Origin of the sequence: Fenollaria sporofastidiosus, assembly GCF_943169635.2 — a bacterium.
Lineage (GTDB): Bacteria > Bacillota > Clostridia > Tissierellales > Peptoniphilaceae > Fenollaria > Fenollaria sporofastidiosus.
This window is the reverse complement of the sequence record NZ_OW968186.1, coordinates 482,701-505,140: the sequence shown is the minus strand read 5'-3', so window position 1 is coordinate 505,140 and position 22,440 is coordinate 482,701. Positions and strand designations below refer to the sequence as shown.

The following is a 22,440-nucleotide window of genomic DNA, read 5'->3' as shown; positions in this document are numbered from 1 at the left end:
TAAGATGACAGATGAAGTAATTTTAAAAGATAAACAATTTAAGGATGTCAATGTCGAGCACGAGATGAAGAATAGCTACTTGAGCTACGCGATGAGCGTTATAGTTTCAAGAGCGCTTCCTGATGTAAGAGACGGTTTAAAACCTGTTCACAGAAGGATACTTTACTCGATGAACGAGCTTGGCATCACACCGCAAGGTCAGTACAGAAAGTCTGCCAGAGTAGTCGGTGACGTACTTGGTAAGTACCACCCACACGGCGATACAGCTGTATATGATGCCATGGTTAGACTTGCGCAAGACTTCAACACAAGATACTTACTAGTTGATGGCCACGGTAACTTCGGCAGTGTCGATGGTGACGGCGCTGCTGCGATGCGTTACACTGAAGTAAAGATGACAAAGATTGCCATGGAGATGCTTAGGGACATTAACAAAGACACTGTTGACTACATGCTAAACTTCGACGAGACAACTAAAGAGCCGGTAGTTCTTCCATCACGCTTTCCTAACCTTCTTGTTAATGGTTCATCGGGTATCGCTGTTGGTATGGCGACTAACATGGCGCCACACAACCTAAAGGAAGTAATCGACGCTTGCGTTGCCTACATTGATAACAAAGACATAGATGTCGATGGTCTTATGAAGTACATCAAGGGACCGGACTTCCCTACAGGAGCTCTGATTATGGGTAAAGACGGCATCAAGGAAGCATACAGAACTGGTAGAGGCCGCATAGTTCAAAGAGCACTTTGCGAAATCGAAGAGAAAAAAGGTAGAGAGAAGATCATAATCAAGGAGCTTCCATACCAAGTAAACAAAGCAAAACTTATACAAAAGATAGCCGAGCTTGTAAGAGATAAAAAGATCGAAGGCATCTCAGACATCAGAGACGAGTCCGACAGAGATGGTTTACGTGTTGTTATAGACATAAAGCGTGATCAAAGCGCCAACATTGTCCTAAACAATTTATATAAGAACACACAAATGCAAAATACCTTCGGTATCATCAACCTTGCACTTGTGGGTGGCGAGCCAAAGGTTCTTACACTTAAGGAGCTTATCGAGTACTACATCATGCACCAATACGAGATCATCACTCGTAGAACACGCTTCGACCTTGCTAAGGCTGAGGCGAGAGCGCATATAGTTGAAGGACTTCGCACTGCACTTGACCATATCGATGAGATCATAAAGATAATCAGAGGCTCAAAGGATGACAAGACTGCTGTTAATGAAATGATGACTAGGTTCAAGCTATCAGAAATCCAAGCAAATGCCATCATGGAGATGAGACTTAAGAGACTAACAGGTCTTGAAAGAGACAAGCTTGAAGAAGAATACCTTGAACTAATTAAATTAATTAATCAATACAAGGAGATACTTGGCTCAGAAAGACTTATCTACGGCATCATCAAAGACGAGCTTATAGATATAAAAGAAAAGTATCAAGACCTAAGAAGAACAAGAATCATGCCAGACCCAGGCGAGATTGATACCATTGACATGATAGAGGACGAAGACGTTGTTATCACTCTAACACACTTTGGCTACATCAAGCGTATGCCAGAGGGCGCATACAAGATGCAAAAGAGAGGCGGCAAGGGAGTCCAAGGCATGCAAAGACGTGACGAAGACTTTGTTGAAGACATATATGTAGTCTCGACACATGACGACTTATTATTCTTCACAGACAAGGGTAGAATCTACTCAATCAAAGCCTATGAGATACCAGAGAGCTCGCGTCAAGCAAGAGGACTTGCTATAGTAAACCTTGTTCAGCTTGAAAAAGACGAGAAGATCTCAGCCATCATCCCACTAAAGAAGGATGAAGAAGGCGGCTTCTTATCTATGCTTACACAAGAAGGTATATACAAGAGAGTGAGCCTTGATGAGTTCAAAAACATCAGAAAGAGAGGCCTTAAGGCAATCAACCTTAGAGATGAAGACAAGGTAGTTGGCGTTAGAAGAACATCAGGCGAGGAAAACATCGTTTGCGTAACAAAGCAAGGTAAGTTTTTAATGTTTGATGAGAAGACAACAAGACCATCATCAAGGATAGCGATGGGTGTTAAGGCGATGAAGCTTAACAAAGACGACATCATCGTATCCATCGAAGTGGCAAGAAAGGGCACAAGCCTACTTATGATCACTGAGAATGGTTACGGCAAGAAGACAAGCTTTGACGAATTTAAGGTACAAGCAAGAAACGGCAAGGGCATGATCTGCTACAAGGTAACTAGTAAGACTGGACCGATAGTTGTCGCAAAATCTGTTGAAGAAGAAGACGAGATCATGATCATCTCACTAAAGGGCGTTATAATCAGGATCGACTCTGACAGCATAAACGAGTTAGGAAGAAATACACAAGGAGTTATACTTATGAAGCAAGCGGACGACAAGGTTGCGAGTGCATCAAAGTTTGTCTCCTCAGTTGAAGAATAGGAGGGCCACATGTTTGATTTAAACTTAATCGATGAAGGGGATCACTACCTTATTGAATTAATAGGTGACCTCGACATATATAATAACAAAAAATTCAAAGAAAAACTTGCTGATATATATGAAGAGCTTGACAAGGACTTAGTTGTTGACTGCTCAAAGCTTGAGTACATCGACTCAACAGGTCTAGGAAGCTTTATAAGTCTTCTTAAGCTAACAAGAGATGAGGACAAAACTATCACAGTAAAAAATCTTAAGAAGAACATCAAGAAGGTCTTCAAGATCACAGACCTTGACAAACTATTTAATCTAGGTGACGAATAATGTTATTTACACTTGAGATAGAAAACAAAGAAAACTACCTATCTATGTTTAGGATGCTAGTAATGAAGGTTATGGCAGAGGAGAACTACAAGTTTGACGACATAGAAGACACTAAGGCAGCCGTTGGTGAGATGGCTCTGATCGCGCACGCCATTAACAAAGACAGACTTAAGATGGATATCAAGCTTAAGGAGAAGTCGATGATCATCACCATCTACCTAGAGCGCTTCCCAGATGATGAAGCCTTCGAGATGAACTTTGACATCATAAACGCTCTTTCAGAAGCTATGCTTAAACAGGACGATAGGATTGAAATCATAAGGACAAGACCATGACAAAGGCAAAGAAGAAGGACAATATGCAGGAGCTCTTCGAAGAGTACGCCAAGACTAAGGATCAAAAGCTTAGAGACGAACTTATCGAGAAGAACTTGTATATAGCCGAGATACTTGCAAAGAAATTTGTCGGCAAAGGTATCGACTACGACGACATCTTTCAGATAGCTTCCTTGGGACTTATACTTGCAGTGGATAGGTACGAACCGAGCCGCGGCTTTAAGTTCTCTAGCTTTGCTACGCCTACAATACTTGGCGAGATCAAACGCTACTTCAGAGACAAGGGCTGGACTATCAAGGTGCCGCGCAGAGTGCAAGAGAACACGAAGAAGGTCAAGGATGCGTATCACCATTTAAGTATGGTTAATGGTGAGGTGCCTACCGTTAAGGAGATCGCGGACTACTTAGGCATCGACTCAGACGAGGTTCTCATCGCTATGGATGCAGGTAAGGTATATACACCTCAGTCCATAGACTACGAGATTGGTACTGATGACAAGAAGACGGCACTATCCGACATCATAGGCGACGACGACCAAAACTTCAAAGACTTTGAGAACCGTGAGCAGCTTGAGGCACTGATGAAGAACCTATCCAAAACCGAAAAAGAGATAGTCAGAAAGAGATTTTTCGAGCAAAAGACACAGCTTGAGATCGCAGGCGAGCTTGGCCTGTCACAGATGAGCGTCTCGCGTATAGAGAAGAAGGCACTTAAAGAGATTAAAAAACACGCGAAGAGGGAGGACTTCTATTGATATTCATAGACAATAAATCGACAGACGGCGCGTACAACCACGCTCTTGAAGAGTATTTAATAAAAAATGTGAAAAAAGAGCTATTCATGATATGGCAAAACGACAACACAGTACTCTTAGGCAGAAACCAAAATCCATACAAGGAAGTTAACTGGGACTATATGAATGAGATTGGGGCAAAGCTTGTAAGAAGACCCTCAGGTGGCGGCTGCATCTATACAGATAAAAACATCGTGCAGTACACAATCATCACGAAGAAAGAAGAGGACTCCTTAAGAAAATTTACAGAGCCAGTCGTTCGCTACCTAAATGAAAAAGGCGTTAAGGCAGAGTTTACAGGTCGTAACGACATCATAGTTGATGGCAGGAAAATCTCAGGCAACGCACAGTACAAGGACAGAGAGCTCATGATACACCACGGAAGCATCATATACCAAGACAGCTCCACGGACATAGGAAGGTTACTAACACCTGCGAAGCTAAAGCTTGCGAAGAAGTCCTTAACAAGCGTTAAAAGCCGTATCACTAGCCTTAAGTCAATGATGAATATGGACATAGCTAGCTTCATAGAAGAGCTTAAAGCCTACATCAGAAAATATTATCACATAGACGAAGAATATGTTTTAAGTGAAGAAGAGCTTAAAAAAGTCGAAGAGATAAGAAAAAATAAATACGCAAATGACGAGTGGACATACGCTCGCTACGGCAAGTTTGATAAGGTGCACTCATTTATGAACGAATCTTGCGTGATGGATATATATTTGAAAGAAAAGGATAATCTCATCGAAGACATTAGACTAGATGGCGACTACTTCGGCGAGAAGGCGAAAGAGGAGCTAGAGAGCCTCTTCATAGGCAAGAGCCTTGACAAGGATGCGCTTATGGATGCCATGAAGTCCATAAATATGAGTGAGTACATCGAAGGACTTACGAAGGAAGAATTAGCCTTGAATATATTAAAGACGAAATCAGGTGATTAAATGCAAGAGAGAAATTATATAAGAAAGCCGGATTGGCTAAGGATAAAAGTTACAGGCAATAAGAACAACGACGAGATCGAGCACATGCTAAAGGATTTAAAGCTCAACACCGTTTGTAAAGAGGCGAACTGCCCAAACAAGATGGAGTGCTACAAGTCGAGAACAGCGACATTTATGATACTTGGCGAGAACTGCACGCGTAACTGTAGGTATTGCAACGTTACTACTAAGAGGCCAGAAGAGGTCGACCCGCATGAGCCAGAAAATTTGGCGAAGGCAGTGAAGATACTTGGACTAAGGCATGCAGTTATTACCTCAGTAACGAGAGACGACCTAGAAGACGAGGGCGCAACTCAGTTTAGAGACGTCATCAGATGGGTGAGAAAATTAAACCCCGATACAACAGTCGAAGTACTGATCCCCGAAATGCACGCGAAGAAAGACTTACTAGACATAGTTATGGACGAGAAGCCAGACATACTAAACCACAACATAGAGACCATAGAGAGACTATTCCCAGTAGTGCGTAAAGAAGGAAACTTTAAAAACTCCATCGAAGTCATTAAGTACGCAAAAGAAAAGGGACTAAAGACAAAGAGTGGCTTCATGGTAGGACTAGGAGAGACAAAAGAAGAAGTTTTAGATTTAATCAAAGAACTTTACGAAGCAGGCTGTGATTATATAACCATAGGACAATATTTAAGACCAAGTTTGAAACACTATGAAGTCAAGAGATACGTCCACCCAGATGAGTTCTTTGAATACGAAGACTACGCCAAGAGCATAGGCATTAAGAAGATAGCTGCGGGACCATTTGTTAGGAGTTCGTATAAGGCGGCTGACATGGTCGAAAAATAGACTTTCTTGATAAAACGCGCCCTTACGCTCGTTCCCTTCTCGGCAATGCTCGAGTACATTTGTACACTCCGCTTGCCTCGTCGGTCCACTTCGCGTAATCATCTCATTTTATCTAAGAAAGAAGTTGTATATCACTTTGCTCCAAGAAATACCTAGAAATTATAAATAAAAACAAATAAAGCAAAGATAAAGACTATATGAGTTAAAATTCATATAGTCTTTTTTTATATTAGAACTTGCACATCAAAAAGTGTTTTACTTTGCTTCTTGTCTAGATAAATTATATTAGAACTCGAAAAGTGCATTCTCTCGCTTGCTGCGTCTACATAAATTGTTAATTTCTAAGCTTGTTCACTTGTGGTCTCATATCCGTTCGCTACGCTCAGCTAGATGAGCCCACGGTCAGTTCGCTTCGCTAAGAAATTAATGCAATTTATTCCGAAGGCTACGCTCGTGAAAAGCACTTTTCTCACTACATACCTCATGACCAACTACACACCCAACGAACTAGCACATAGCAAACGAGCTACTATATACCCAACGGCCTACTATATACCCAACGACCTACTACCTAGCAAAGTAGTAAGTATATGTCTAATAACTATGCTCTTTCAGTTCTACTTAGACAAGAAAATTTGTAAAATTTTGCTAAAAATGCAATTTTTTTGTTAAATTTTTTGTAAAACGCGCAATTTTGTGGTATAATGACAGTGATTATCTATGCATATAATCGAATAATATATATATCATACATAGAGGGGGATTAAGTATGAAGAACATAAGATTTAAAAGACTACTTACATTAGTACTAGCTGTTATGATGATCACGACAGCTATGCCTATAAACTTATTGGCGGAAAAAGAAAGGACGGTGAGGGTTGATCACAATGACATCGCAAGCGATAAGGCGAACTATGTCAACAATCTAACGCCAACCTTGATAGTTAGGCCGGAAGATGGCACAACTGCAAAGAAATACTTAGAGGAACCAGATTTGCCAGCTATATACACTTTGCGTACTGACTTCAAGGCTGAAAAGGGCGAAAAATACAGCGTTAACTATCAGCCATACGTTGCAAGTGTTGGCGCAAATGCGACACCAGATGAACAAGCCAAGGTTAATAAGAAAATCAAACTTCCAGACATGGCGGGTTATAAGACTCCTAAGGGAGAAGAAGAAATAACCGAGGATTCTAAGACAATACAAGTTTTTAAGAACTCTTATGATGCCATTGTAAAAGCAGCAAAGAATGGTCAAAAAAAATCTGACAATGGTGATAAATATCTTGAACTTAGAGAATTTAGATACGCAGCTACAACTAGCAATATCACTGTTAAACACGTTTTCCAAGATATGGAAGATTTCAACAAGTTTACTAACAAAGACGGTACCATCACAAAGAATGACGGAACAGTTATAGATAAAGAGGGACACGAAACAAAATATGATTTAAAGGATCCTGATCAAAAGGCAAAATATCAAGAGTTTGTACGTGATCATGAGAATCTGAAAATTTTAACAGGTAACACTGGTTCTACTTTGGAGGTTCAAGCTCTACAAGAAAATGAAAGACCGGGCTTTGTGCCACAAGTTGAGAAACTAAAAACTCAAGTGCCAGAGGACACTACTGATTTCAAGATTGAGTATCGCTACAACCGTGCTCACTACGATGTTGTTTTTGACACTCAAGACGGCACTCCTCTACCAGCTAGAACTTATTACTACGATCAAGAGATTCCTAAGATAGATGAAAACAGCATCCCTACAAAGGAAGGATGTGAATTCCAAGGCTGGAAGCCATCTCATGACTTGTATGGGGATGATGGAACAAAATATAAAAAAGGCGAAATCATTAAAGATGCCAAAGGTAATGCCATAGTTGACTTAGGCAAAATTTATTATAAAAAAGATGGAAACGGTAACCTCGTTAAAAAAAATGACGATCCTGTAAAAGAAGAACTTCAAGAAGAAATAAAACTTATGATGCCTGCTCTTAAACTTGGCAATGGCAAGGAAATACCAAGAGAAAAGCTAACTTTCACAGCTGTTTGGAAGGACAAGGACAAGGCAGACTACGCCATCCAATTCTGGACAGAAAAGGCTGACCATGCCGATAATGCTACTATTTTTGAAAAATACGAGTATATGAGCACTCGTGTTTACCCTCAAGAGCTTACAGGCAAAAGACCAGAATTAGATAAGGAGAGCGTAGGACCGGTAGAGGTTCAAGAAAATGGAGTCAAAAAAACTTTACCAGGTCTCCCATTCCCAGACCTAGATAAAACTCGTCTACAAAAGATTTGGAAAGGCGAAAAATTCAATCGTGGCCATAATCTTTATCTAAACAAATTCTTTGTTTATAATAAAGACTTAACTAAAGAGCAAAACAAAGACCCTAACAAACCAACGATGACCAAGGCAGTTTCAGCCACAGGCAAGACTGTCTACAACATCTACTACGACAGACAAGTCTACGACCTATACTTTACTAAGTCCAATGTACAACCTGAAAAAAATACTTTATACCCAGAAATTTGGGGCTATGACCCGCAAAAGGGAAAGGCGGTAATGCTAGGTGGTCCTGGCAATCTCTACCACTACAAGGCTAGATTTAATGAGATGATGTATAAGTGGCCAAACGATGCCAAGCAAACAAAAGGCTTTACACCGGGCTATCAATCTTTTGGCTGGGGACCAAACTATGAAACACCTAACTGGCCAGTGCATTTAGACACTCCACCTTATAGACTTGATGCTGATCAGTTCCTTGACATGGCGAACTATACTAGCTGGGGCGGCTATGTTAAACATATAGACAAGGGCGACGGCACAACCAAGGATTTAGATAGATTCGATTTTACAACCCTTTCCTTCGGTATAAAGCAGGATCATCCATCTATCCCTCACCACATGGACTTTTGGATGGACGGCTTTAAGGACGGCGAAACCATCATACGTTACGACCTTGTTAGAACCAAGGCAGATACAGGTGACCCGGGCTATGGCCACAAATACCCGACAGTTACAGGCTTTACACCTAGGGACTATAAACCTGGAGTTGCATGGCCGGTAATCAGAGAGGATCAGCAGGAAGATGGCCGCGTGAACGAAGATAGAATTGGGGAACTAAACGACGAACGTGATGAAATCACCACTAACAATTGTGGGACATACTATAACAACTTTGGGCTCAAATTACCTATCGGTCAGCTAGACTTTATATCAGTCTTTTTTAGCGATTCCGATGAATATGGAGATGTAAAAGAAGGTGGTCAATCATTTGGAGAAAACGGATATCTACAATTCCATTACAAACGTAATAAGTACCCACTAAGATTTAACTACGACCCAACAAAGATTAAGGGCGATAGTGAGTTTAAGTATCCTGTTAAAGGAGGAACAGAAGAGCAAAACAAGAAGGCCAATGCACTAGAAACTTTCTACGAATTCCCACTAAAGGTTCTAAGTCCAGACTTAGTTCAAGATGACTTAGAGAGAGACGACAGAGAGTATTTTAAAGATAAGCCAGAAAACTTTTTAGATAACCCAAATAATTTATACAAACTAGGCCTATATGACTTACTACAAAGAGATAAAACTAATCCTAATGAATTTGCCAAAGACTCAAAGAACAACTATGTGGTAAAGAGACCAGAAGGTCTTGCAAGTGACAAGGTATTTAAGGGCTGGGCACTAGACCCTGCTGGGAAAAAGATGGTTTGGAAGAATCCAAAAGAAACCATGCCTTTCCACCCAACAAACCTTTATGCTATATGGGACATTCCAGATAAAAGAAGAAAGGTTACATTTGATCCAAATGGCGGCAAACTTGATGATATTGAACTAAATGATCTTACAACTGAGAAGAAAAAAATAAAAGAAGGCGACATTGGTAAAGAAGAAGAAAATGAATACCCTGTAAAAGGATATTATGATCTAGAAAAATCACCTGAAGACAATAAAATAATATCTGACGCAGAAAAAGCTAAGAACCTTCAAGTCTTTACCGTTGCTCATGGACAAAAGCTTAAAGTACCTAAAACACCTCCTACTCGCTACGGTTATGACTTTTTGGGCTGGGAAGTAATTTATTACGAAAAAGATCAAAATAATAATTATACTGACAAGCAAGATACAGGCTACCGTACTAGATATAAGGTTCCAGAGCTTTATTCCTTCGGAACAGATGTAGTTGCTCCAATCTATCTAAAGGCAATTTGGGTTGAAAACAAGAGAGCAGAGGTAAAAGTTTACCACTACTACCTAAAGAGGGATTCAAATAACAATTTCGTCCTAGATGATGAGAAGTATCCAAACCCAGAACCTAACAGTCTATCTTACAAGCGTGTAGACGACTATGTTCCAGCAACAGGAGAAAAGCAAGACGAACACTGGATATTGGCTAATAACGATGAGCTTATGGAAAAACTTTCTGGCACTTATAAGGAAAATGGTACTGATGTTGAATTAAAACCAGAATACGAAGCTTACAACAACCGCGTTAAACTAAATAACACATACTTCCAAACTTTCAGAGTTCAAGACAATATTAACGTAGGCACTGAAGATAATCCTGTTTATGAACCAAACCCTGAAAACGTATTCAGATTCTATTACAGACCATTCAGAACACGTAACTACAAAGTTAACTATATAGATGAAAGAGGAAAGGCGGAAGTAGATGCGTTCTTCAAGGGCTTGGATCTAACAGACATTGATGCACTTATGGCTAGCGAAGAATATAATAAAGCAGACAATAAAGGAAAAGAAGCTATCTTACTAGAAGCAAATAAAGCAAACAAAGCAAAATTTGAAGCTAATAGAGCAAAATTAGAAGAAATTCTAGATAAGTACAAGGTTATTGACAAGGAAGAAGTTACAAGCGCATGCCGTCACTACGACGCAAGAAACTACAGACATATACCTGGCTGGAAGCTTGTTAGCGCTCCGCAACAACAACTATTCTACGATGTAAACGAGGATACAAACGAGTTCCTTGGCATCAACGGCACAGGCTCTGATGAAATTTACTTCTATTATAAAGACGCAAGAGTAATCGAAGTTCCAAAAGATGGTAAGACACCAGAAGGTTATGTAAGAGTAACATTTAAGATTGACGACAAGCATAAAGGCGGCGTATTTAAGGACAAGGACGGCAAAGAAGTTACAGAATTACATTACGATGTAATCAAGGGACTTAAGTCAGATAAGCTACCACATCCAGTTATTTGGGAAGAAGGTAAGAAGGATTCTGAAGGTAAACCATTAGCAAAAGAAGAAAACAGATACTATATCACACCAGACCAAGGCAAGAAATTTATTAAGTGGGACAATGAAAAGTGGTTGAACGCTGAAACAGAAATTAACAAAAACTACACATTCACAGCCTACTTTGATTGGTCAGGACTAAGTGCTAAGGCAGAAGGCCTAGTAAGAACAGAAGCCTTTAAAGATCCTAAGGCAGATGGAACAAAGGATTGGTCCAATAAATTTGCTCCAACTATTGACGACTTAAAAGCACAATTAGTATGGAAAGAAATTGTTGAAGAAAATGGAACAAAAAAAGAGGTAGTTAAACCAATTCCAGCTAATGTAAAAATTAAATTCTTTAACAAAAATGCTGATGGTACTGAAACAGAAATAACAAAAGATGAAGATATATTCGAACTTGTTAAAGAAATGGGTAAAGACGATGCTACAGAAACAGTTCGTACTGTAAATATCATTGCTAAGGCTTTATTCAAGACAGAAGCAGAAATAAAGAATCTTGAAGAAGAATTAAAGGTTCTTGAGGCTGAACTAAAAACACTTAAAACTGCAAACCCACAAGATAAAGATAAGATTCAAGAACAAGAAGCTAAGATTACTAGCAAAAAAGGCGATATTGCAAGTGCTAAGCAAGAACTTAATATACCAATCACAGTTTACAAGAACCGCTACGAAGCACTTAATAGAGAGTGGCAAAAACCTAAATATCTATCCGATGCAGAAGCGAAAGACGCAAAAGATGGTGGATTGAAAGATATTCTAAAAGATACAGCTACAAAAGCCTATGTAAAAGTAACAGTATCACCATCTGGCGATATGAAGGCTAAAAATAATAAGGTTTATTATGTCAATCCAAAAGCTTGGGTAGAAATACCAGAAGTTAAGTCCGAAGGTTCATCAACATTTATTAATTGGACAGCTGACAAAAAAAGTCAAAATGAAGATGGTAAAGAAAATGGCAAATTTGATTTCGCTAAACGTCATATGTTTACAGAAGATACTGTCATCAAACCAGTTGACGCAAAAGATGCAGTTGAACAAACAGATCCAAACAATAAACCAGATGTACCAAAGACTTATGTCAAGGTTGTAGTTAAGACAACAGATAAGGCTACAGATGAAACTAAGTTTGAAAAAACATTCTGGGTTAACCCTACTAAGGAAGTTACTATAGAAGTAACAAATCCAACAGGTAAAGTAAATCAAGAAATTGAATTAACAGATGGCGAAGGAAGCTCTTTAGGCAAGAGAAAAGTTAACTATATATATAAAGGATGGCAAATAGTAAAAACTGGCGAAGATGATAATAGTTTAACAGATCTTGATCCAAAAGAAACTATCGACCTAGCAAAGAACAAGTACTCAGCTAAAGTATCAGTAGTTGAGGCTATTTATGAGGAAGAAATTGATTCTACTCCACTAATAGACAAGAGCACTATAAGTAAATTAGATACACCAAAGGGTAAAGAAATTACTCCTAAGGACTTAAAAGGCAAGATCACACCACCAGCAGGCAAAGAAATTGAATCAATAGAAGTTATTTCAAAACCAGATGGCAATACAGTTGGCGATACATCAGCAAAAGTTATCGTTAAATACAAAGACGGTTCAACAGAAGGCTCAAATGAACATCCAATCGTAATACCAGTTGAAGTACACGAACCAATCATCCCAGCTGGACCAAATGGAGAAAAACCTGAAAAAGCTATGGAAAATTATGTAAAAATAACTTTCAAACCTGGCACAGGCGGAAAATTCAAAAACACACTTACAAATGAATTTGTTTACTATGTTTCACCAGAAGTAGAACTTGATTTAACATCATATGCTAATGGCATTGAAAAAACTCCAGATGTTGGATATATTGGTGGTAATTGGGATACTAGCGAAACTAAGAAATTAAAAGATACATTTAAAACAGATACAGAATTTACTTTTAATTTCACAAAGAATGCTAATATAGTAGAAAAAACCAACGATCCAAACCAAGTTATTCCAAAAGGCTACGTAAAAGTAACATTCAGAACAGAAGATGAAAACAAGGGTAAACTTGAAGGCAATGTTACAGAAAAAATCTACTATGTAGATCCAAATGCAGAAATTACTTTAAAAGTTTTAGGCAAAAACGAAACAGCAACAGATAAACAACTTGCAGTTCCAAAAGTTGTAGTAAATGCAAACTACACATTTAATAACGTTTGGCAAGAGCCTATCGACGAGGCAACTCCAATCACAAGCGATAGAACACACGTAGCCATCTTCGAAGACGGAAAAGTAAAATTAACTTACGAAAAAGGCGGAACAGATGTTACAGGCGATGTACCAGAAGCAACAAAAGTAAAAGTTGGCACAAAAGTTAGATTAGCTAACGCAGATGGACTAACAAAAGAAAATGCTACATTCGCTGGCTGGAAACTTGATAACGACGAAACAATCTACCAAGCGGGAGCAGAAATAACGCTTGACAAGGACAAAAAAGCAACAGCTCAGTGGAAGGCTAATACACACAAAGTAGAGTTTGACACAAACGGTGGATCAAAAGCACCAGATACACAATTAGTTGAACACGGAAAGACAGCAACAAAACCTGCCACTGATCCTAAGAAAGATAATTTCGTATTCACTGGATGGAAAGAAACGAAAAACGCAAGTGAAACAGATCCATTATTTGATTTTAAAAACAAATCTATAATTAAAGACTTAGTTCTATTTGCTCAGTGGACAAACGCAGTACAAGAGATTAACGAAGACGACCTTATTGATACAGAAAAATTCATCAGAGTAACTTTCTTAAAAGGTGACCACGGAACACTTAAAGAAGGACAAACTGATGGAATTGAAAAAGTAATTTATAAAGTTGCCAAAGGTTTAAGCCTTAATCAAGCAAAAGGTCTAATAGTACCAGAAATAGTTCCAGCAAAATACTACAAGGCAAAAGATGCTAATAATGGCTGGGATCAAGCACTAGAACTAGGCGGCAATGATATCACATTCACAGCTCAATACGAACCAAAAGCAGATGTTATTCCAGTAGATCCTAGCGTAACAGACGAAACACAAATTCAAAACGAAAAACCAGATGACATGGTGCTAGTAACATTTAAAGTTGATCCTAATAAAGCCTTTATGCTAGGCGATACTAAGTTCTATGTAAAGAAAGATGAAGTGGTTAACATTCCTACGCCACTTGTTCGTAGACTAGAACTTGGCAATGGTGTAAAAAATGACTATGTATTTAGAGGTTGGGACTTAACAGAGCTTAACAATGAGTGGAAATTTAGTGATGATACAGATATCGGCGATGGAGCTAAAGTAAAACCAACAATCACCATAATACTTCCAAGTGCTGGAGATCCAGATGTTAGTGTTGAATCTATGACTGAGGGTGCAATAGGATATCTTGAAGTTAGTAGATCAAATAAGACTACAACAATTAAAGCAATATATGATTCTGATTACAAGATGTACTACTTTATAATACCGGATGAATTAGGTGGCAAACTTAAGAACAGAGACAGAATTAAAGTATACGCAGAATTGAATGGAGTAAGATCCGATACAAGAGAGTACAGAATTAAATAATTTAATACAAAAGATTTTAGAGATGCTAAGCTATATGCTTGGCATCTTTTTTGTGTGCAATAATATTTTTTTATTATTTTTTAAAAAATATTTATATAAAATGATAACTTTTGTAAAATATTGTTACCAACGTGTTAAATTTACATAAATTATTTAAAATGACGGCATTTTGTGGTATAATAATATGAAGAGAAGTGCATGCAAAATGCGCTATGTATATAATTAAATCGAGGGGATATATATGAAGGAGATTACAATTAAAGGGACTGTGCTTTTAGTCCTCGCAGTGACGCTCTTAATGACACTGCTTTCGAGATTTGTGCTCACGGCAGAAAACGGCATTAAGATAAAAGCAAGAGGACATTGTGAGAAAGAGCATATATATTTAAGCTATATGCGTAAAGATATTTTAAGGGATATGAACGAGCCTAATAATTTAGGCAATAAAATAAGAAGAAATGAAACTAAGGTTTTGCTCTATAAAGAAGAGAGCGCAAATAAAAGTAGAGGAAAGGTGAAAGTAAATGACTAAAAGATTAGCTTCTTTGATACTAGCGATAGCAATGTTTTTACAAATCATTGCACCACAAGCAATATTTGCAAAAGAGGAGGTGAAAGCTCCTGAGGACGGCTTAGTAACTGTAGGCGTGATCAATGGCGACAGCTACGACGCAAAGCTTATGTTAGAGTTAAACAGATTGACAGCAAAAAATAGAGTGAGAAGATCCGCAGACCCAGGTGCAAGCCTGTTCGGCTACTTCGAAGAAGGCCAAGAGCCAAAGAACGGGGACAAGCTAAAGTACCACGGTGAAGTTAAGGCCGATCTTAAAGTTACAGGTCTTGGTGGAAATCCATTCCAGTGGAATGAAATCTTCGGTACTGAAGAGGTACACTTAAGATTTATACAAATGAATGACGAGACTGGTGTTGAGACAGGTGTAGAGCGTGTTTTAAATGTAAATCAAGCAGGCACATATACTTGGACTGATGGAGAGGGGAATCCAGCAGAACTACCTTTATTTAATAATAAACTAGAGCCTCTAACTTATGAAGTAAAACTAGATGAGGAAGTTTCTGACAAGGTTAAACTGCTTACTGCAAGGTTAACTACAACAGGAAATGCTGGTTCACCCACATTTGAAAAACCGGATGCAGAGGGCAGAATTAAATATCACTTAACTTTAGAGATAGGACTACAACAAGTTGCTTCATCAAAATTTGTATCAGAGTGGCGCACAGCAGTAGTAGAGGGCGAAAGACCACAACTACAAGGAACTATGACAGGTTCTAGTGGTAGTAATACAAAAACTGCAATCTTTGATTTGCCAAAGAATGATACTAAATCTGTTATACTAAGAACTAACAGTTTAAGAGAAGGTAGAAAACCAGATAAGATTTTTGTAAGCTTTTTATATAATAAGCCTACAGATATTAAAGTAAAAGCTGATACAACAGGTTTAACTTTTGATACTACAAATAAGACTGTTACATCAGGAGACCATAAGTTCAAATACGACTTCAAATACGACGTCATAAACGGCGGAAAGCTTACTATGACTGAGATTATCCCAGTGACATTTGATGCGAATGGTGGTAAATTCGCTAATTTTACAGCTCCTGATACTGAAATAAAAATTGTAAAAGAAGTTGAATATGATGGCACTTTAACTGACAAGGCTGAAGAGCCTAAAAAAGATCTAGAAACTTTTAAGGGCTGGGGCAAAAAAGATAATCAAGGAACAATTACTCCAGTCACTGATGATGCTTTTAAAAACATCACAGAAGCAAAGACTTTCTACGCTATTTGGGACAATAACGATATACAAGAAGAAGAGCTTGAAGTAAAAGAATCATTTAAAGATGGAGATAATTGGGTTAATGACTTTATTCCGACACTTGACCAATTAAAGGGACAAGTAAAGATTAAAGATGCAAATGGAGACCTAAAACCACTAGCAAATAGTGACACCTTTGCAATAGTGGATGGAGCAAATGAATATACAGCTGATGGCGATGCATTAAAGAATTATCTTTATGGAAAGTTACAAGAAAAAGATAATACTAAAGACGAACCAACAAGAACAGAAAAAGTTACGGCAAAAATTACATTTGCCAATAATAAAACAAAAACAGTAGATATACCTATCAAGGTAGTTAAAAACATTTACGAAGCAAAAACTTTAACTGAAAAGCCTTACTACGTACCAAGTGATTATGTAAAAGTAATCGTAGATCCTACTACAAAGGCTACTGACCCTCAAAAAACTTATTACTATGTAAATCCGGCTGCTAAAGTTGTTATTCCAGGAGCAGATCCAACAGGAAATGCTAATAATACTTTTGAGAAATGGACTATTGGGACAGATGTATATGAGCTTGCAAAGAAACCAAGACATCAATTTACTGCTAATAAAACTACAATTGAAGCGCAATATGTTTCAAATATTGTCACTCAAACAGGAAATGCTAAACCAAATGTACCGGATAACTTTGTACTGGTTGAATTTAAGGTTGGAACAAACGGTACACTTGATGGGACAACAAAGTATTGGGTTAAACCAAACGCAGGGATAACACTTTCTGATATCATTCATCCAACTATAAAAGCAAATGATGGATGGAAGGAAAATGGCTGGGATAAAGATAAGAGCACAGCTATTACAGAAAAAACAGAAGTAACAGCTCAGTATTTAGAAAAAGTTTTAACGAAAGAGCCAACAGAAAATAAAGATAAATATGTAAAAGTTGAGTTCAATCAAGGCAAGCACGGAACTATTGCGAATACTGAAAAAACTCAATATTGGGTTCTAAAACAAGAAGAAGTTAATTTAACTGAACCAAATGTTACAGCAAATACTGGCTACGCACAAAAAACAGGCAATGATGCCTGGTCACCAAAAGTTGCTAAGTACTACTACGAAGACACAGTTCACACAGCTCAATATAAATTCAATGGTGAAGATGTAATTCCACAAACAGATCCTAATGTTAAACCAACTGTGCCACAGGGCTATGTACTTGTAACATTTGATAAGGGCGACCATGGTGAGTTCGCTCAAAATCAAACTATTATGTATTGGGTTAATCCTAATAAAGAGGTAACTCTTACTGCTCCAGAAATAAAACCTAACATAGGTTATAGGCAACAGTTAAGACTTAACGCTTGGGACAAACCTTTAACAAAAACATTTACAGAAGCAACAAAAATTACAGCTCAGTACAAAGAGCTTGGCGATATATTAACAGAAGAAAAACCTGGCTATGTAAAGGTAGAGTTTAAGGCTGGTAATAATGGCCATCTTGACGGAACACAAACTTATTGGGTAAATCCACTAAAGAATAAAACTCTTAAGGATGTAACTCATCCAAATGTAAGTCCAAGTACAGGTTGGAGCCACAATGGTTGGGACGTTGCTGATACTACAGCAATTAACGAGCAAACAGCAAATCCATTAGTAGTTACTGCTAAGTATTTAGAAAATGTTTTAAAAACAGCGCCAACAGTTGATGCTGATAAATATGTAACAGTTGAATTTACTAAAGGCGCTCACGGTAAAATCAAAGCTGGAGATACAGCAAAGTACTGGGTACTAAAGAATGCTGAAGTATCATTAACAGCACCAAGAGTAACACCAGCGACAGGCTACGCACAAATAACAGGCGACGAGGCTTGGTCACCAAAACAAGCTACAAAATATTCTGCAAATACAGAACACGTTGCTCAATACTATTACAATGGTGATGATGTTATAGCTCCAAATTCAGATGGATCTAAACCTGCTACAGTACCAGCTAATTTTGTACTTGTTGAATTTGTTGCAGGAAACGATGGAACAATAGATGCAAATCAAACGGTTAAATACTGGGTTAATCCAAATAAAGAAGTAACATTAACAGCACCAAGCGTAACAGCAAATCAAGGCTACGAACAAAAACCAGACTTTAACGCATGGGATAAATATCTTACAGCTACATTTAAGAAAAAAACAACAATCAAAGCCGAGTACAATAAGCTTGATGATATTCTAACAGTTAAAAAACCTGGATATGTTAAGGTTGAGTTTAAAGAGGGTACTAATGGTACACTTGACGGCACTACAGTTTATTGGGTAAATCCAGATGCGAATAAAAAACTTTCTGATATAAGACATCCAAAAGTAACAGCAGATGATCATTGGAAACATGTTGGCTGGGATTTAGCTGAAGATACAGTTATTAAGGAAGCAAAAGAAGTTACAGCTAAATATCTAAAAGATGTTTTAACATCTGATCCAAGTGATACTATAAATTATGTAAAAGTAGAATTTACTAAAGGCGATCACGGCACTATAACTGGTCAAGCAGTGTACTGGGTACTAAAGAATACTGAAGTAACACTTACTGCTCCAACAGTAACTCCTGACATAGCTAAAGGCTTTGAACAAAAGGGAGGCAAAGATGCTTGGTCACCAGAGATTGCTACAGCATATTCACAAAATACAACTCACGTTGCTCAATATAAATATCAAGGAAAAAATGTAATTCCTCAAACAGGAATTGATAAACCTGCCAATGTACCAAACGATTTTGTTAAGGTAACATTTAAACCGACAGACAAAGCTGCAGAAAATGTAGATAAAATATTCTGGGTTAAACCAAGTGTTGAAGTAACAATTCCAATTGCTAAGCCAGTAGGTAAAGAAGTAGCTGCTGCTGGAACTGAAAAGGCATATAAGTGGCAATTCACAAAGTGGATTTCTACTGAAACAGCTACAAGAACTTGGGATACAAATATTGACACAGGTATCACAGCTATATTCAAGATAGATACAGAAATAAACGCAGAGTATAAAAAAGTTATAATAGACAAAGGAACGGTTGTGGCAAATGAAATTACAGTTCACGAGTCACTTAAAAAGAATGCAACTGAGTGGGTTAATAAATTTATTGACGAAGCAAGTGAAGACGTTCTAAAAAAAGCACTTAAAGTGACAGATGACAATGGTCAACTAAAAGACTTACCTACAGGTACTACGATTAAGTTTTTAGATAATAATGATGCTGCCATAAGCGGAGATCAATTAAAGAATTATCTATATGATAAGCTAAAAGAAAAAGATGATGGCAATAAACCATCTAGAACAGAAAAACTTAAAGCTAAAGTCACAATGCCAGGAGCTGAAGAACAAACAGTAGAAATACCTATCAAAGTTATTAAAAACATCTACGAAGCAAAAACTTTATCAGAAAAGCCTTACTACGTACCAACAGATTATGTAAAAGTAATCCTAGACCCAACAACAAACGCTAAAGACCCACAAAAGACTTACTACTATGTAAATCCAGCGGCAAACGTTCTTATTACTAAAGACAATCCAGTAGGAGTGGGCACAAATACCTTCGTTAAGTGGGCTAATGGCAATACAGAATATAAATTAGCTCAAACTGATAATGAAAGATATCAATTTAATGTAGAAACAACAATAACAGCTGAGTACACTACAGATGTAATCGAGCAAACTGATCCAAACAATAAGCCGAATACAGTTCCAAGTAACTTTGTTAAGGTTACATTCAAGCCAACAAACGAGGCTACTGACACGACAGATAAAATCTATTGGGTTAATCCAACTAAGGAAGTTACATTCCAAATTGCAGATCCAGTAGGCGCAGGCACTAAGACGTTTAAGGAGTGGAAGCTAGGAAGCGATGTCTACAAGTCAAGCACTCCTAAGAAATTCACTGATATCAATGGAACAATTATCACAGCAACTTATGTAGATGACGTGCTTACAGCAGATGCAAGTGGAAATAAACCAGCGGAAACACCAGATGACTATGTAAAAGTAACTACTAAAAAGACTGATAAGGCTAAACTTTCTACAAATCCAGCAGAAAAAGAAGAACAAATTTTCTATGTAAATCCTAATAAAAAAGTTAAGCTACCAGTTACTAAACCAGCAGGTAAAGATGTTCCAGTTGATGCAAGCAATCCTAAAGAGTATTCATGGAAATTCACTAAATGGAAATCGAATGAAAATGGTCCAAGAACTTGGAGTGAAAATGTGGTAGCTGATGGTATAGAAGATAAATTCCCTGTAGAAACAACTATAACTGCACAATATGAAAAAGTTACAATAGATCAAGGTAATGTTTCGACTGAAGGATTGACAGTTGCTGAATCATTTAAAGATGGCAACACTTGGATAAATAACTTTATTCCAAGTGAAGTTACTTTGAAAAAAGCAATCAAAGTTAAGGATGCTAGTGGAAATGAACAAAATGTGCCAACTGATGCTACAGTAGCATTTATTTTAGGCAAAGATGCAAATGGAAACGCTTATGCAGATTTAGCAACAGAACTTTATGATAAGCTAAAAGAAAAAGATGAAACTGAAGTATCTAGAATAGAAAAAATTAAGGCTAAAGTAACATTTGCAAACGGTGAAGTTCAAGATGTAGACATACCTATCAAGGTAGTTAAAAACATTTACGAAGCAAAAACTAAAGAAGGCAAGCCTATTTATGTGCCAGACGGATACAAAAAAGTAACAGTAGATCCTACTACAAAGGCTAAAGACCCACAAAAAACTTACTTCTATGTAAATCCTGATGCACAAGTTGTAATACCTGGATCAGATCCAACAGCAATTAATGGATACAGATTTATTAATTGGACTATTCCAGGAAAAGATGCTAATGGACATGATATTGATGTTCCATATACATTAGCAAAAAGACATCAATTTAAAGAAGAAACAATTATCAAAGCAAATTATACTGGCGCTGAAGATATTATCGAATACGATCCAAACGATCCAACTGCTAGACCAGAGGGTTACGTCTTAGTTAGATTCGAGGCGGAAGCTGGATTAAAACTAGCAAAGTCTAAGGCTTTCTTTATTAAGAAGGGCGCAAAAAATACAAGCGGATTAGATTTAACACTTGCAGCATTAAAAAAACCAAATGTTAATGCAGCTGCAGGATATGCATTTGATACTTGGGATACAGCAGATGCAATTGTTATAAACAATCGCGATATCGTAGTAACTGCTAAAGTTAAACAAGTTTCTTCACCTGGTAAGCCAGGCGGTGAACCAGGATACAGACCATATCCAGAAGTTATCTACAGAGACAAAATTGTCGAAAAAGAAAAGATTGTTGAAAAGATTGTCAAAGTTGGCGAAAATGATGAAATGCAAAAAGAAATCAGATACATGCAAGGCTTTAACGGCAAGTTCAGACCATACGATGGCTTAAGAAGATGCGAAGCGGCACAAATCTTAGCCAACGCTCTAAAGGCTGACGGCTACAGATACGATGCAAACTACGCTCTAAGCTACAGTGACGTTGGAAACGTTTGGTACACAGACGCAATCAGAGTCGTAACTCAAGCGGGTGTATTCCAAGGATATAGCGATGGTACTTTTAAACCAGAAGGTAAGATCACTAGAGCTGAGTGGGTTGCAACACTTAGAAGGTTCCAAGACATTAAAGAGGCAAGTGGCAATACTATGATGCTAAGAAATGGTCACTGGGCAACAGCTGAAGTCGAAGCGGCTTATGAAGCTGGCTGGCTAGGCGTTTACCAAGATGGTACAGCGAAGTTTGATGCTGACAAGCCTATCACAAGACAAGAAGTTGCTTATGTATCTAATAGAGCCTTCAGAAGAGTGCTTGATAAGGTATATCTAAAGAGAAGCGTAAACACACTATTAACTTACAAGGATATCAATCCAAGCATGCCTCTATATGAAGACATACTATGCGCAAGCAACACATTGCTTACAGATAATAGATATTATAAGGCGAATACTGTTGTAATGGATAATCTTACATTTAATATCGTTACTGATTATTTAAGAATTCAACAAAAGAAGTTTCAGTACAATGTTATTAGATAATTAAAATAATAGAA

The 22,440-nt window shown here is 37.8% G+C and carries 9 protein-coding genes; all 9 read left to right on the top strand.

All coding sequences use genetic code 11. The features are described from left to right. Nucleotides 1–4 precede the first annotated feature (4 nt). The 9 genes from gyrA to KO172_RS02320 all read left to right on the top strand — a co-directional run bounded on the left by gyrA (nucleotide 5) and on the right by KO172_RS02320 (nucleotide 22,426). On the top strand, nucleotides 5–2,443 hold the full coding sequence (gene gyrA / locus KO172_RS02360; protein ID WP_215491964.1) for a DNA gyrase subunit A: 2,439 nt from the start codon (nucleotides 5–7) through the stop codon (nucleotides 2,441–2,443). A gap of 9 nt (nucleotides 2,444–2,452) precedes the next feature. Next, nucleotides 2,453–2,764, top strand: coding sequence for an STAS domain-containing protein (locus KO172_RS02355; RefSeq protein WP_215491963.1), 312 nt, complete (start codon nucleotides 2,453–2,455; stop codon nucleotides 2,762–2,764). After that, nucleotides 2,764–3,099 (top strand): hypothetical protein, encoded by a 336-nt coding sequence (locus KO172_RS02350; protein ID WP_215491962.1) that lies wholly within the window; start codon nucleotides 2,764–2,766, stop codon nucleotides 3,097–3,099. The genes KO172_RS02355 and KO172_RS02350 overlap by 1 nt, the downstream gene beginning before the upstream one ends. Next, entirely contained in the window at nucleotides 3,096–3,854 is a 759-nt protein-coding gene (locus KO172_RS02345; RefSeq protein WP_215491961.1) for a SigB/SigF/SigG family RNA polymerase sigma factor, read from the top strand. The genes KO172_RS02350 and KO172_RS02345 overlap by 4 nt, the downstream gene beginning before the upstream one ends. Then, on the top strand, nucleotides 3,851–4,834 hold the full coding sequence (gene lplA, locus KO172_RS02340; protein WP_215491960.1) for a lipoate--protein ligase: 984 nt from the start codon (nucleotides 3,851–3,853) through the stop codon (nucleotides 4,832–4,834). The genes KO172_RS02345 and lplA overlap by 4 nt, the downstream gene beginning before the upstream one ends. After that, entirely contained in the window at nucleotides 4,835–5,692 is an 858-nt protein-coding gene (gene lipA / locus KO172_RS02335; protein WP_215491959.1) for a lipoyl synthase, read from the top strand. A gap of 769 nt (nucleotides 5,693–6,461) precedes the next feature. Further along, nucleotides 6,462–14,543 carry an InlB B-repeat-containing protein gene (locus tag KO172_RS02330; RefSeq protein ID WP_215491958.1) on the top strand — a complete coding sequence of 2,694 codons (8,082 nt, stop codon included), beginning with the start codon at nucleotides 6,462–6,464 and terminating at the stop codon, nucleotides 14,541–14,543. Between the two features lie 241 nt (nucleotides 14,544–14,784). Then, nucleotides 14,785–15,075, top strand: a complete 291-nt coding sequence (locus KO172_RS02325; protein ID WP_215491957.1) for a hypothetical protein — start codon at nucleotides 14,785–14,787, stop codon at nucleotides 15,073–15,075. Further along, nucleotides 15,068–22,426, top strand: a complete 7,359-nt coding sequence (locus KO172_RS02320; RefSeq protein ID WP_215491956.1) for an S-layer homology domain-containing protein — start codon at nucleotides 15,068–15,070, stop codon at nucleotides 22,424–22,426. Before KO172_RS02325 ends, KO172_RS02320 begins: the two co-directional genes overlap by 8 nt. Nucleotides 22,427–22,440: the final 14 nt, after the last annotated feature.

What these genes read in the sequence shown, in the direction of transcription:
- gyrA (WP_215491964.1), top strand. Translation starts at nt 5, where the DNA reads ATGACAGATGAAGTAATTTTAAAAGATAAACAATTTAAGGATGTCAAT.
- KO172_RS02355 (WP_215491963.1), top strand. Translation starts at nt 2,453, where the DNA reads ATGTTTGATTTAAACTTAATCGATGAAGGGGATCACTACCTTATTGAA.
- KO172_RS02350 (WP_215491962.1), top strand. Translation starts at nt 2,764, where the DNA reads ATGTTATTTACACTTGAGATAGAAAACAAAGAAAACTACCTATCTATG.
- KO172_RS02345 (WP_215491961.1), top strand. Translation starts at nt 3,096, where the DNA reads ATGACAAAGGCAAAGAAGAAGGACAATATGCAGGAGCTCTTCGAAGAG.
- lipA (WP_215491959.1), top strand. Translation starts at nt 4,835, where the DNA reads ATGCAAGAGAGAAATTATATAAGAAAGCCGGATTGGCTAAGGATAAAA.
- KO172_RS02330 (WP_215491958.1), top strand. Translation starts at nt 6,462, where the DNA reads ATGAAGAACATAAGATTTAAAAGACTACTTACATTAGTACTAGCTGTT.
- KO172_RS02325 (WP_215491957.1), top strand. Translation starts at nt 14,785, where the DNA reads ATGAAGGAGATTACAATTAAAGGGACTGTGCTTTTAGTCCTCGCAGTG.
- KO172_RS02320 (WP_215491956.1), top strand. Translation starts at nt 15,068, where the DNA reads ATGACTAAAAGATTAGCTTCTTTGATACTAGCGATAGCAATGTTTTTA.